The sequence below is a fragment of the Xanthomonas cassavae CFBP 4642 genome, assembly GCF_000454545.1.
Lineage (GTDB): Bacteria > Pseudomonadota > Gammaproteobacteria > Xanthomonadales > Xanthomonadaceae > Xanthomonas > Xanthomonas cassavae.
Map to the genome: position 1 here is coordinate 3,614,274 of NZ_CM002139.1, position 12,186 is coordinate 3,626,459.

9 protein-coding genes and 1 tRNA gene are annotated in these 12,186 nt (G+C 64.8%); 1 reads left to right on the forward strand and 9 read right to left on the reverse strand.

Going from position 1 to position 12,186, the window contains the following annotated elements; genetic code table 11:
* Positions 1–14 precede the first annotated feature (14 nt).
* The 7 genes from XCSCFBP4642_RS0115950 to prpB form a co-directional block, all read right to left on the reverse strand.
* Entirely contained in the window at positions 15–2,234 is a 2,220-nt protein-coding gene (locus XCSCFBP4642_RS0115950; protein WP_029220673.1) for a TonB-dependent receptor, read from the reverse strand.
* Between the two features lie 191 nt (positions 2,235–2,425).
* Entirely contained in the window at positions 2,426–3,625 is a 1,200-nt protein-coding gene (gene prpF, locus XCSCFBP4642_RS0115955; RefSeq protein ID WP_029220674.1) for a 2-methylaconitate cis-trans isomerase PrpF, read from the reverse strand.
* A gap of 93 nt (positions 3,626–3,718) precedes the next feature.
* Entirely contained in the window at positions 3,719–4,012 is a 294-nt protein-coding gene (locus tag XCSCFBP4642_RS0115960) for a type II toxin-antitoxin system RelE/ParE family toxin (protein WP_235048231.1), read from the reverse strand.
* Between the two features lie 20 nt (positions 4,013–4,032).
* The gene (locus tag XCSCFBP4642_RS0115965; protein ID WP_029220676.1) at positions 4,033–4,275 is read right to left on the reverse strand and encodes a type II toxin-antitoxin system ParD family antitoxin; all 243 of its coding nucleotides are present in this window, start codon (positions 4,273–4,275) and stop codon (positions 4,033–4,035) included.
* A 91-nt stretch (positions 4,276–4,366) separates the two neighbouring features.
* Entirely contained in the window at positions 4,367–6,958 is a 2,592-nt protein-coding gene (gene acnD / locus XCSCFBP4642_RS0115970) for a Fe/S-dependent 2-methylisocitrate dehydratase AcnD (RefSeq protein WP_029220677.1), read from the reverse strand.
* Between the two features lie 145 nt (positions 6,959–7,103).
* The gene (gene prpC / locus XCSCFBP4642_RS0115975; RefSeq protein ID WP_029220678.1) at positions 7,104–8,258 is read right to left on the reverse strand and encodes a bifunctional 2-methylcitrate synthase/citrate synthase; all 1,155 of its coding nucleotides are present in this window, start codon (positions 8,256–8,258) and stop codon (positions 7,104–7,106) included.
* Positions 8,259–8,333: 75 nt separating this feature from the next.
* On the reverse strand, positions 8,334–9,230 hold the full coding sequence (gene prpB, locus XCSCFBP4642_RS0115980) for a methylisocitrate lyase (protein ID WP_029220679.1): 897 nt from the start codon (positions 9,228–9,230) through the stop codon (positions 8,334–8,336).
* Positions 9,231–9,402: 172 nt separating this feature from the next.
* Here prpB and prpR point away from each other — a divergent pair, with 172 nt between their 5' ends.
* Entirely contained in the window at positions 9,403–10,977 is a 1,575-nt protein-coding gene (gene prpR, locus XCSCFBP4642_RS0115985; RefSeq protein WP_029220680.1) for a propionate catabolism operon regulatory protein PrpR, read from the forward strand.
* Positions 10,978–11,109: 132 nt separating this feature from the next.
* Here prpR and XCSCFBP4642_RS0115990 read toward each other — a convergent pair whose 3' ends face one another.
* Complete coding sequence (locus tag XCSCFBP4642_RS0115990) at positions 11,110–11,436, reverse strand: hypothetical protein (RefSeq protein ID WP_029220681.1); 327 nt, start codon at positions 11,434–11,436, stop codon at positions 11,110–11,112.
* 552 nt (positions 11,437–11,988) lie between these two features.
* Positions 11,989–12,063 (reverse strand) — tRNA-Val (locus XCSCFBP4642_RS0115995).
* Between the last annotated feature and the right edge of the window lie 123 nt (positions 12,064–12,186).

The window sequence follows — 12,186 nt, forward strand, 5'->3', positions numbered from 1 at the left end:
CACCACGACGCCGATCAGAAGTTGGCGCGGAACTGCGCACCGACGATGCGCGGGTCGTTGATGAAGCCGGTGAGGTTGTTGAAGTCGATCGCACCGGTCACGCGGATCTGGTTGGTGCAGTTGCGGCAGAACACCGACAACTCGTACGCGCCCGCGCCCCAGTTGTAGCCGATCTTGGCGCCGCCCTCGACCAGCGGCTGGCCGGTGAATTCCTTGGCGTCGTACAGGAAGAAGTTCACTTCGCTGCGGTAGGACCAGTCGGTGTAGAAGAACAGCTCGCCATCGTTGCCCATCGGGATGCCGTAACGCAGGGTGGCGTTGGCCATCCACTTGGCAGCCTGCGGCAGGTCGTTGCCGTCGATGATGGCGTTGCCGGCTGCATTGAGCGGATCGGTCACGGTGCAGGTGCGGCACACGCCCACCGACAGGGTCGGGTCGTCGATGCGGGTCCAGTTGTAGGCGCCGCCTGCGGTCACGCGCAGGTTCTGGGTGAGCAGCGCCTCGAAATCGAACTCGGCACCGCGCGCCTTGGTCTTGTCGGCATTGAGCAGGCGCACATCGTTGGACGCGCCACCCACCGCAGTGAGCTGCTGGTTCTTCACGCGGAAATCGTAGATGTCGAAGCTCAGGCGCGCACGGTTGTCGAACAGATCCGACTTGATGCCGATCTCGAACGAATCCACCGTCTCCGGCTCGGCCACGGTCAGCGGCGCGGTGCCCGAGGGCACGCCGAAGCTGGCGCCGCGGAAGCCGCGTGCGGCACGGGCGTACACGTTGACGTCGTCGTTGATGGCGAAGGTGGCCGCCAGATCGCCGGTGACCTTGGAGTTGTCGGTCTCGCCGCTGGACGGCTCCGCCAGCGTGACGCGGTCCAGCGCCAGCACGTCGAAGGTCTTCTTGTCGTAGGTGTAGCGGATGCCGGCGCGCAGGTTCAACCGATCGGTGGCAGCGTAGTTCAACGAACCGAATGCCGCCCACGATGTATTGCGCTGGCGGGTCAGCTGGTAGCTGGCCAGATCGCCGCCGCTGAAGGTGTTGTAGGTGTAGTTTTCGCCTTCCACATCGTCGTGGAAGTAGTACAGACCGGCCTGCCAGTTGAGCGGGCCCTCGTACTGCGATTCGGCACGCAGTTCCTGGCTGTACTGGTCCAGGCTCTTGATGCCGCCGGCGGTTTCCACCGGGAACGGAATCACGCCCGGGCCGGACGGCGGTGCGAACACCGCGCCAAAGCCGCCGTCGATGTCGCCACGGCTGTAGTACTTGCCGATGCCTTCGTAGGCGGTGATCGAGTGCAGCGCGATGTCGCCCAGGTCCCAGGTCAGGTTGGCGCTGCCGCCGTAGGTCTGCAGTTCCTGGGTGTTGGCGCCGTCGATGAAGGATTCTTCCGCGTCGAAACCATCCACCAACTGATTGGTGCCGGGCTGGATGATGTTGGCGCGGAACAGCCGCGCGGTGCCGTCCAGGTGACGCGCATGCGCGTTAAACAAGGCGCTGAAATCGTCGCTGGCCTGGTACAGCAACTGCAGACGCACGGCCGAATCGGTATAGCCTTCCAGATCGCGGCCGTCGCGGTTTTCCACCCAGTCGTCGCGGCGCTGGCCCAGGGTGGACAGACGCGCCGCCCAGTGGTCGCCCATGGCGATGCTCAGGCCGCTTTCCAGGGTCATGGTGCCGTAGGTGCCGTAAGACAGGCTGGCGTAACCGTCGTTGGCGCCGATGGTCGGCTTGACCGAATTGAACTTGACCACGCCGGCCGGCGTGTTGCGGCCGAACAGCGTGCCCTGCGGGCCGCGCAGCACTTCCAGTCCTTCCAGATCGAAGATCGGGAAGCCCTTCAGGAACGCATTTTCCTGCACCACATCGTCATAGATCAACGACACCGGCTGCGAGGCGTAGGTGTTGAAATCGGTGTTGCCGTAACCGCGGATGTACACGCGCGGGAACACGCGGCCGTTGGACGATTCGATGTTGAGGCTGGGCGCCTTGCCCGCGAGCACGCGGATATCCGAGCCGCTGGTAGAGATGGCATCCAGGAACTCCGGACGCAGCACCGATGCGGAGACCGGCACGTCCTTGGAGTCTTCCGAACGACGCTCGACGGTGACCTTGACCGCATCCAGACGCACGACGCCGTCGTCGTCCCCGGGAGCCTGCTGCGCAGCAGCGTGAAGCGGGAGGAAGAACGCGACGGCAACGGCAAGGGCGCTGATCTTGAGCGACCGGCTGGCGGACATGGGAAGACTCCGAATTCTGGTGGCGGGGCGGCTGCCTGGCATGCATGCCGCGGTGCAACAGAATTAACACGATTTACACAAATATGGCAGAGCGCGTGCGAAAAAGTTTTCCGAATTCGAAAAGGCGTTCGAATTAATGCAACGCGTGCATACAATTTGTGCGTGGGGGCCTGCCCGGTCTCAGCGGGCGGTCAGCCGACCCCGGCGGCGTCGACCGGCACCCGCACCCAGCCTTCCATCAGCACCCGCGCACTGCGGCTCATCAGTGCCTTGGTCACCTGCCACTGGCCGTCCACCAGGTGCGCCTCGGCGCCGACGCGCAGGGTTCCGGAGGGATGCCCGAAGCGCACCGCAGAACGTGCCGCGCCGCCCGCTGCCAGATTCACCAGGGTGCCGGGCACGGCGGCCGCGGTGCCGATCGCCACCGCGGCGGTACCCATCATGGCGTGATGCAACTTGCCCATCGACATCGCGCGCACCAGCAGATCGAGCTCGGCGGCATGTACCGGCTTGCCGCTGGAGGCGGTGTAATCGGCCGGCGGCGCCACGAACGCCACCTTCGGCGTGTGCTGCCGCGTCGCCGCGTCTTCCACCTTCGCAATCAAACCCATCCGCACCGCGCCGTGCGCACGCAGGGTCTCGAACATCGTCAATGCACGCGGGTCGCCATTGATCGCTTCCTGCAGCTCTGTGCCGGTATAGCCCAGGTCGCGCGCGTTGACGAAGATGGTCGGGATGCCGGCATTGATCAGCGTCGCGGCGATCGTGCCCAGGCCGGGAATCTCCAGCTGATCGATCGGCTGGCCGGTGGGGAACATCGCTCCGCCCTCGCCTTCGGCATCGTCGGCCGGGTCGAGAAATTCCAGCTGCACCTCGGCCGCCGGAAAGGTCACCCCGTCCAATTCGAAGTCGCCGGTTTCCTGCACCTGGCCATCGGTCATCGGCACATGCGCCACGATGGTCTTGCCGATGTTGGCCTGCCAGATCCGCACCGTCGCAACGCCGTCGCGCGGCACCCGCGCGGCATCGACCAGGCCGTTGGCAATCGCAAACGGCCCCACCGCCGCCGACAGGTTGCCGCAGTTGCCGCTCCAGTCCACGAACGCGCTATCGATGGACACCTGCCCGAACAGGTAGTCCACATCGTGACCCGGCCGCATGCTGGTGGAGACGATCACGCTCTTGCTGGTGCTGGAGGTCGCCCCGCCCATGCCATCGATCTGCTTGCCATAGGAATCGGGGCTGCCGATCACCCGCAGCAGCAACGCATCGCGCGCAGGCCCGGGCTGCTGCGCGGCAGCGGGCAGATCCTGCAGGCAAAAGAACACGCCCTTGCTGGTGCCGCCACGCATGTAGGTGGCCGGGATGCGGAGTTGGGGGAGCGGGGTCATGGGCTTGGTCTATCTCGGTTGATCGTGATCACAGCGAAGACGCACTGACTGCGGCGCTGTCGGAGAGTTGAGGCAAAACTCGCGTCGAACCGCTCAGGCGTCGCCGCTCATCCACGCAGGAATGTCGCGCTGCATCTGCAGCACACGCCAGATGACGATGTCCGTGTCGCGTTCGATGTAGAAAATCGAATAGGGAAATCCCTTGAGTGGCCACACCCGCAGGTCCTGCAGCTTCAATAGCACCGCATGTCGGCTGGAACCGACACTCGGGTGCTGCATCAGCATCTTGACCGCCGACTCCAGCGCGTCGGTAAACGCCAGTTCCAGCGCGAGCCCGGCGTGTTCGCCATACCACGCAGCGGCTTCGTCGACGTCGCGCAGCGCCAATGGGCGCCAGCGCGCCGGCTTCACTTGCTGGCAGCGCGTGCCTGCGCGCGCTCACGCATCTTGTCGAAGAAATCAGGCTCCGTTGCCACGGCCGGCCCGGAGTTGGCCCCATCCAGCAGCAACCCACGCAGCTGTTCCACATCACGTTGCTTGCGGATCAGTTCGCGCAGGTACTCGCTGCTGGAACCGTAGGCGTGCTCCTGAACCTGCTGATCGACGAACTGCTTGAGCTCGTCGGGCAAAGAGATATTCATCGTGGCCATGCGACCTCCTGATGGCAAAGATTGCCAAAGTGTGCGCGCCTGCACGGGTGGGTGCAAGCGGGCGACCTGGCGTCCTCGGGCGTCGAAGCCATCAGGCTGCCGAGGCCTCAAGAAAATCCTGCGCAAACCGTTGCAGCACGCCGCCCGCCTCGTAGATGGACACTTCCTCGGCGGTATCCAGGCGGCAGATGACCGGCACCTGCACCTGTTCGCCGTTGCGCCGATGGATCGACAGCGTCAGCGTGGCGCCCGGCGTGCGCTCGCCGACCACATCGAAGGTTTCGCTGCCATCGATGCCCAGCGTCTTGCGGTCGGTGCCCGGCTTGAACTCCAGCGGCAACACGCCCATGCCGATCAGGTTGGTGCGGTGAATCCGCTCGAAGCCTTCGGCCACGATCACCTCCACCCCGGCCAGACGCACGCCCTTGGCCGCCCAGTCGCGCGAGGAGCCCTGACCGTAATCGGCACCGGCAATGATGATCAGCGGCTGCTTGCGCATCATGTAGGTTTCGATCGCCTCCCACATGCGCAGCACCTGCCCTTCCGGTTCCAGCCGTGCCAGCGAACCGGCGGTGACCTGTCCATCGATCACCGCCATTTCGTTGACCAGCTTGGGGTTGGCGAAGGTGGCGCGCTGCGCGGTGAGGTGATCGCCGCGATGGGTGGCGTAGGAATTGAAGTCTTCCTCCGGCACGCCCATCTGCGCCAGGTATTCGCCTGCCGCGCTGCCGGCCAGGATCGCATTCGACGGCGACAGATGGTCGGTGGTGATGTTGTCGCCCAGCACCGCCAACGGGCGCAGGCCCTGCAAACTGCGTGCACCGGCGAGCGCGCCTTCCCAGTATGGCGGGCGCCGGATGTAGGTACTGGCCGGCCGCCAGTCGTATAACGGGCTCACCTGGATGCCCTGCCCCACGCTGCGCTTGAACATCGGGTCGTAGACGCTGCGGAAGTGCTCCGGCTTGACGCTGCGCGCCACCACCGCATCGATCTCCGCATCGCTCGGCCACAGGTCCTTGAGCGTCACCGGCACGCCATCGGCATCGATGCCCAGCACATCCTTTTCGATATCGAAGCGCACCGTGCCGGCGATGGCATAGGCAATCACCAGCGGCGGCGAGGCCAGGAACGCCTGTTTGGCATACGGATGGATGCGCCCGTCGAAGTTGCGGTTGCCCGACAGCACGGCGGTGGCATACAGATCGCGCTCGATGATCTCCTGCTGGATCGCCGGATCCAGCGCCCCACTCATGCCGTTGCAGGTGGTGCAGGCGAACGCCACAATGCCGAAGCCCAGCTGCTCCAGCTCACTCAGCAGGCCGGCTTCTTCCAGATACAGCTGCACCGCCTTTGACCCCGGCGCCAGCGAACTCTTGACCCACGGCTTGCGGGTCAGGCCGCGCGCATTGGCGTTGCGCGCCAGCAGGCCGGCGGCGATGACGTTACGCGGGTTGGAGGTATTGGTGCAGGAGGTGATCGCGGCGATGATCACCGCGCCATCGGGCATCTGCCCCGGTACCTCGTCCCATTGCCCCGCGATACCGCGTTGCGCCAGCTCACTGGTCGCCACGCGCTTGTGCGGGTTGGACGGGCCCGCCATGTTGCGCACGACGTTGGACAGATCGAACTGCAGCACGCGCTCGTAGTGCGCGGTCGCCAGGTCGTCCGCCCACAGGCCGGTGTGGCGTGCGTACGTTTCCACCAGCGCCACCTGCGCATCGTCGCGACCGGTCAGGCGCAGGTAGTCGATGGTCTGCTGGTCGATGTAGAACATCGCCGCGGTAGCGCCGAATTCCGGCGTCATGTTGGAAATGGTGGCGCGGTCGCCGATGGTCAGCGCACTGGCGCCGGCGCCGAAGAACTCCAGGTACGCCCCCACCACGCGCTGCTGGCGCAGGAACTCGGTCAACGCCAGCACGATGTCGGTGGCGGTGATGCCTGGCGCCGGCCGACCGGTCAACTCCACGCCAATGATGTCAGGCAGGCGCATCCACGAGGCGCGCCCCAGCATCACGTTCTCCGCTTCCAGCCCGCCCACGCCCACTGCGATCACGCCCAGGGCATCCACATGCGGGGTGTGGCTGTCGGTACCCACGCAGGTATCCGGAAATGCCACGCCGTCCAGCGTATAGATCACCGGCGACATCTTCTCCAGATTGATCTGGTGCATGATCCCGTTGCCCGGCGGAATCACTTCCATGTTCTCGAACGCACGCTTGGTCCATTGGATGAAATGGAAGCGATCGGCATTGCGGCGATCTTCGACGTCGCGGTTCTTGGCGAACGCCTGCTTGTCGAACCCCGCGTATTCCACTGCCAACGAATGGTCCACGATCAGCTGCACCGGCACCACCGGATTGACCTGGGCCGGGTCGCCACCTTGTTCGTCAATGGCATCGCGCAGGCCTGCCAGGTCCACCAGCGCGGTCTGGCCAAGGATATCGTGACAGACCACACGCGCCGGAAACCACGGAAAATCCAGCTCGCGCTTGCGCTCGATCAGCTGGCGCAGGTAGGCATCCAGCATCTGCGGTTCGGCGCGGCGCACCAGATTCTCCGCGTGCACGCGCGCGGTGTACGGCAATGCCGCATACGCGCCGGGCTGCAACGCATCGATGGCGGCGCGTGCATCGAAGTACTCCAACGACGTGCCCGGCAGGGGCTTGCGGTACTGGCTATTCATGGCTGGCGATATCACAAAGCGGTCGGGGTCTGTTGCTGTTGTTGTTGCTGCTGTTTACCACGCACTGCTCGCCACGCTCCCTTCTCCCGCAACGCGGGAGAAGGTGCCCGAAGGGCGGATGAGGGCCGCTCGCACGCAGCGGCTTTCAGGAGCGCTGATCCAGCGGCACGAACACCCGATCCTCCGGGCCGGTGTAATTGGCGGAAGGCCGAATGATCTTGCCGTCCACGCGCTGCTCGATGATGTGTGCGCTCCAACCGGCCGTCCGTGCCAGCACGAACAGCGGGGTAAACATCGCTGTCGGCACCCCCATCATGTGGTAGCTCACCGCACTGAACCAGTCCAGGTTCGGGAACATCTTCTTGATGTCCCACATCACACTCTCCAGGCGTTCGGCGATGTCGTACATCTTGCGGCTGCCCTGCTCTTCGGAAAGCTCGCGCGCCACCTCCTTGATCACCTTGTTGCGCGGATCGGACACCGTGTACACCGGATGCCCGAAGCCGATCACCACTTCCTTGCGCTCCACCCGCGCCTTGATATCGGCCTCGGCTTCATCCGGCGTGTCGTAGCGCTTCTGTACCTCGAACGCCACTTCATTGGCGCCGCCGTGCTTGGGACCACGCAGCGCACCGATACCACCGGCGATGGCGCTGTACATGTCGCTGCCGGTGCCGGCAATCACGCGGCTTGCAAACGTGGAGGCATTGAACTCGTGCTCGGCGTACAGGATCAGGCTGGTGTGCATCGCACGCACCCACGAATCCTTTGGTACAAACCCATGCAGCAGATGCAGGAAATGCCCACCGATCGAATCGTCGTCGGTCTCCACCTCGATGCGCCTGCCGTTGTGGCTGTAGTGATACCAGTACAGCAGCATCGAGCCCAGCGACGCCATCAGCTTGTCGGCGATGTCGCGCGCGCCCGGATGATTATGGTCGTCCTTTTCCGGCTGCAGGCAGCCCAGCACCGACACGCCGGTGCGCATCACATCCATCGGATGCGCCGACGGCGGCAATTGTTCCAGCGCCGTCTTCACTGCCGCCGGCACGCCGCGCAGCGAACGCAGCTTGGCCTTGTAGCCGCGCAGTTCTCCGCTGTTGGGCAACTTGCCGTGCACCAGCAGGTAGGCAATCTCCTCGAACTCGCTGCTGGTGGCCAGGTCGAGAATGTCGTAACCACGGTAGTGCAGGTCGTTGCCGCTGCGGCCCACGGTGCACAGGGCGGTATTACCGGCGGCCGTGCCGGACAGGGCAACGGATTTCTTCGGCTTGAAGCCAGGAATGGCGGTGTCGTTCATGCGATGAGCTCCCAAACGGTGGGGTGTTGCGATGTCACGGACGAAGTAAAGGAATCGGTGCGCGGCAACGCGCGATCATGCGCCTTTGCGTGCGAACAACGCATCCAGCCGCTGCTCGTAATCGTGATAGCCGATGCGCTCATACAGTTCCTCGCGCGTCTGCATGCTTTCCAGCACGGCCTGCTGATGGCCATCGCGCCGAATCGCGGTATAGACCGCCTCGGCCGCCTTGTTGGCCGCACGGAATGCCGACAGCGGAAACAGCTGGATCGCCACACCGGCCTGCGCAAGCTGGTCGCGCGTAAACAGCGGCGTCTTGCCGAATTCGGTGATGTTGGCCAGCACCGGCACCTTCACCGCATCGACGAAGCGCGTATAGGTCTCCAGATCGTAGGCCGCCTCGGCAAAGATGCCGTCCGCACCGGCCTCCACGCAGGCGATGGCGCGCTCGATGGCTGCATCCACGCCTTCCATCTGGATCGCGTCGGTGCGGGCGATCAGGAAGAACGCCGGATCGGTCTTGGCATCGGCCGCCGCCTTGACCCGGTCCACCATCTCGCCCTGGCTGACGATCTCCTTGCCCGGCCGGTGCCCGCAGCGCTTGGCGCCTACCTGGTCTTCGATATGGCAGCCGGCCGCGCCGGCCTTGATCAAGGACTTGATGGTGCGTTCGATGTTGAACGCGCTCGGCCCGAAGCCGGTGTCCACGTCCACCAGCAGCGGCAATGCGCAGACGTCGGTGATGCGGCGCACGTCGATCAGCACGTCCTCCAGCGTATTGATGCCCAGGTCCGGCAACCCGAGCGAGCCCGCCGCCACGCCGCCGCCGGACAGGTAGATGGCCTGGTAGCCGGCACGCTGGGCCAGCAACGCGTGGTTGGCGTTGATCGCGCCGATCACCTGCAGCGGCGACTCGGCAGCCAGCGCTGCGCGGAAGCGCGTGCCGGCGGTGGCGGTGGACGAAGACGTCATGGCGATTCCTGCGCTGAGATGGGGCAATAGGCGCAAAGACCGTGCCAACGGCAAGTAGTTGATTTCACTCTCCCACGCGGCATTAAATGTTGCACGAACGCAACATTCGGCGCAGTATGAAACGCAAATGGAACACGGTTTACCAGTGCCCAGGATCCCACCGACCAACTCCATGGAGTCCACCCCGCCCACCATCTGGACCGTCAGCGTCTCGCGACTGACCGGTCTGCTGGCCGACGTCATTCCGGAATTCGACCAGCGTGCGCGCATCGAGCAGATCAACCTGGGCTTTGCCGACGCGGTGGAAGTGATCAGTCAGCGCCTGCGCCGCGAGCGCTGCGACGCGCTGGTGGCCGGCGGCTCCAACGCCGCTTATCTGCGCAGTCGCCTGCCACTGCCGCTGGCGCCGATCCAGGCCACCGGCTTCGATCTGATGGAAGCGCTGGCGCGCGCGCGCCGCATCGCCCCGCGCATCGGCGTGGTGACGCATGCCAGCGACGTCCCTTCGTTTCATGCCTTCCAGGCCAGTTTCGATCTGGACATCGAACACCGACGCTTCGTCACTGCCGAAGATGCGCGCGACTGCATTGCCGATCTGCGCACGGCCGGCATCCAGGTCATCGTGGGCACTGGCATGGCGATCGATTTCGCCGAGCAGACCGGCCTGCCCGGCGTGCTGCTGTATTCGGCCGCATCGGTGCGCCAAGCCCTGGAACAGGCCATCGCGCTGGGCAGCGCCTCCACCAGCCCGCAGCCGCGCACTGCGCGCAGCGGCACGCGCCGCGTGCGCCGCAACGACGCCCTGCTTGGCGAAGACGCCCCCATGCTGCAGGCACGCGAGCTGGTGCAGCTGTATGCCCCCCATCCGGGGACCGTGCTGGTCAGCGGCGAGACCGGCACCGGCAAGGAACTGGTCGCGCGCCAGCTGCACGCTGGCAGCCGGCGTCGCGGCCGCTTCGTCGCCATCAACTGTGGCGCCATCAGCGAATCGCTGCTGGAAGCGGAATTGTTCGGCTATAGCGATGGCGCCTTCACCGGCGCACGCCGCGGCGGCCACACCGGCCTGATCGAAGCTGCGCACGAAGGCACCCTGTTCCTCGATGAAATCGGCGAGCTCCCCACGCCGCTGCAGACCCGCCTGCTGCGCGTCCTGGAAGAGCGCGAGGTGTTGCGCGTCGGCGCCACCCTGCCAGTGGCAGTGGACGTCCGCGTGGTCGCCGCCAGCCTGCAGGACCTGCATGCCCTGGTCGAGCAGGGCCGCTTCCGGCGCGACCTGTTCTATCGCCTGGGGGCACTGCGCATCGCCCTGCCGCCGCTACGCAACCGACCCGATGCCATTGCGCTGCTGCTTGCGCATTATTTCCAGCAACTAGGCAATAGTGCCTCGCCCCTGTCCGAAGACGCCTTGCAGCACCTGCAGCAGCACACCTGGCCCGGCAATGTGCGCGAACTGCGCAATCTGGTCGAGCGCCTGTGCATTCATTGGAAAGTGCAGGCGAGCGAAAGCTTGAGCCTGGAGCACCTACAATGCTGGGCACCCGAACTGTTCGAAAGACACCCCGATCATCAGACAGCTGCAGTTATGCAAACGGACCTGGCCGCATCGCGCATGCAGCTCACCGCCGCAGCGGTGCGCACCGCACTGGAGCGCGCCAACGGCAATCGCGCCATTGCCGCACAGGCACTGGGCGTTTCACGTACCACGCTGTGGCGCTGGATGCAAAACCGCCGCACGGCAGACCCGTAGCTCTCAGCGCGCGCGCGCAGTCACGCTAACGACGCACCTTCAGCAGCGTCGGCCAGCAAGCGATGACCAGCACCTGCATCGTTTCCCTGAGCAACCAAGCTCCGATGACACCGCAGCGCCACCACCCCCGCGTCACTTGACCCGCGTGTACTCGGTATCCCCGGTGCTCAAACGCCCGGTTGCCTCATCGATCGCATAGTTGACGGTGCCGCTGCCACTGGACACCTGCAGCACGCCCTTGGTCAGCAGCGCCGGGTAGTTCCTGGTCTTGGCGCCATTGCCAAACAGCTCCGGCATGGTGTCGCGGATGATGAAGCTCTCGCCATTGTGCTCGATGCTCAGCACATTCTTCTGCGACTTCACGTTGACCCACTTGCCCACGTACTGCTCGCTCACATCGCGCGCGCAACCAGCCAACAGCAATGTCGCAACCAGCGCACTTCCCAGCAGCGTCTTCATCGCCACTCCATCTCGATCCGGGGCCTTGCAGGATGGCAACTCCTTGTCGAGCTCGCAACAACCGGTGACCAGCTCAGCAACTGGTAATGCGTCGTGTCGCAGCCACCATTCGGGCCGTAGCGCCGCGCACGACAAGGATTGCGGCCGACCGTTGATCTTGGTTGCCAATCTGCGGTAATGGGCGTCTGCGCCATTACCGAGCTACCCAATGACTGTCTCTACGTACCCGCGCCTGCCGGCACTGCAGGCGATCGCCCCTCGCATCTACGGCCGTCGCTGGCGCGCGCCCGCGGCGCGCGCGATTGGGGGTATCTCTGGAAACCCTGAAAAGCTGGTTGCTAGGCCGCACGATCATGCCTGCCAGCCACATCGAACCCATTGTGCGGCTTGGACGCATGCACGCCAGGCGCTGCCTGGCGCACTGCGATGCCATTGAAAGGATCGAGCGCGACCCACTGCTCGACTCCTAGCAGACAGAAAACGCGAACACAAAAAACCGGCATATGGCCGGCTTTTCTTCGCGTCGAAATCCGTGGATCTACTGAATTTCAATGGTGGGCGGTACAGGGATCGAACCTGTGACCCTTGCCGTGTGAAGGCAATGCTCTACCGCTGAGCTAACCGCCCGGTGACGCGAGCCGCACATTATAGGGCAGCGGCAGCAATCGTCAACAGTTGTTTATCTGGCCCTGTCATGCGACGACACCGCGGCTGCATGACCTCGATCCGATCACGGCGGGGCAGCGGGTG

What these genes read in the sequence shown, in the direction of transcription:
- XCSCFBP4642_RS0115950 (WP_029220673.1), bottom strand. Translation starts at nt 2,234, where the DNA reads ATGTCCGCCAGCCGGTCGCTCAAGATCAGCGCCCTTGCCGTTGCCGTC.
- prpF (WP_029220674.1), bottom strand. Translation starts at nt 3,625, where the DNA reads ATGACCCCGCTCCCCCAACTCCGCATCCCGGCCACCTACATGCGTGGC.
- XCSCFBP4642_RS0115965 (WP_029220676.1), bottom strand. Translation starts at nt 4,275, where the DNA reads ATGGCCACGATGAATATCTCTTTGCCCGACGAGCTCAAGCAGTTCGTC.
- acnD (WP_029220677.1), bottom strand. Translation starts at nt 6,958, where the DNA reads ATGAATAGCCAGTACCGCAAGCCCCTGCCGGGCACGTCGTTGGAGTAC.
- prpC (WP_029220678.1), bottom strand. Translation starts at nt 8,258, where the DNA reads ATGAACGACACCGCCATTCCTGGCTTCAAGCCGAAGAAATCCGTTGCC.
- prpB (WP_029220679.1), bottom strand. Translation starts at nt 9,230, where the DNA reads ATGACGTCTTCGTCCACCGCCACCGCCGGCACGCGCTTCCGCGCAGCG.
- prpR (WP_029220680.1), top strand. Translation starts at nt 9,403, where the DNA reads ATGGAGTCCACCCCGCCCACCATCTGGACCGTCAGCGTCTCGCGACTG.
- XCSCFBP4642_RS0115990 (WP_029220681.1), bottom strand. Translation starts at nt 11,436, where the DNA reads ATGAAGACGCTGCTGGGAAGTGCGCTGGTTGCGACATTGCTGTTGGCT.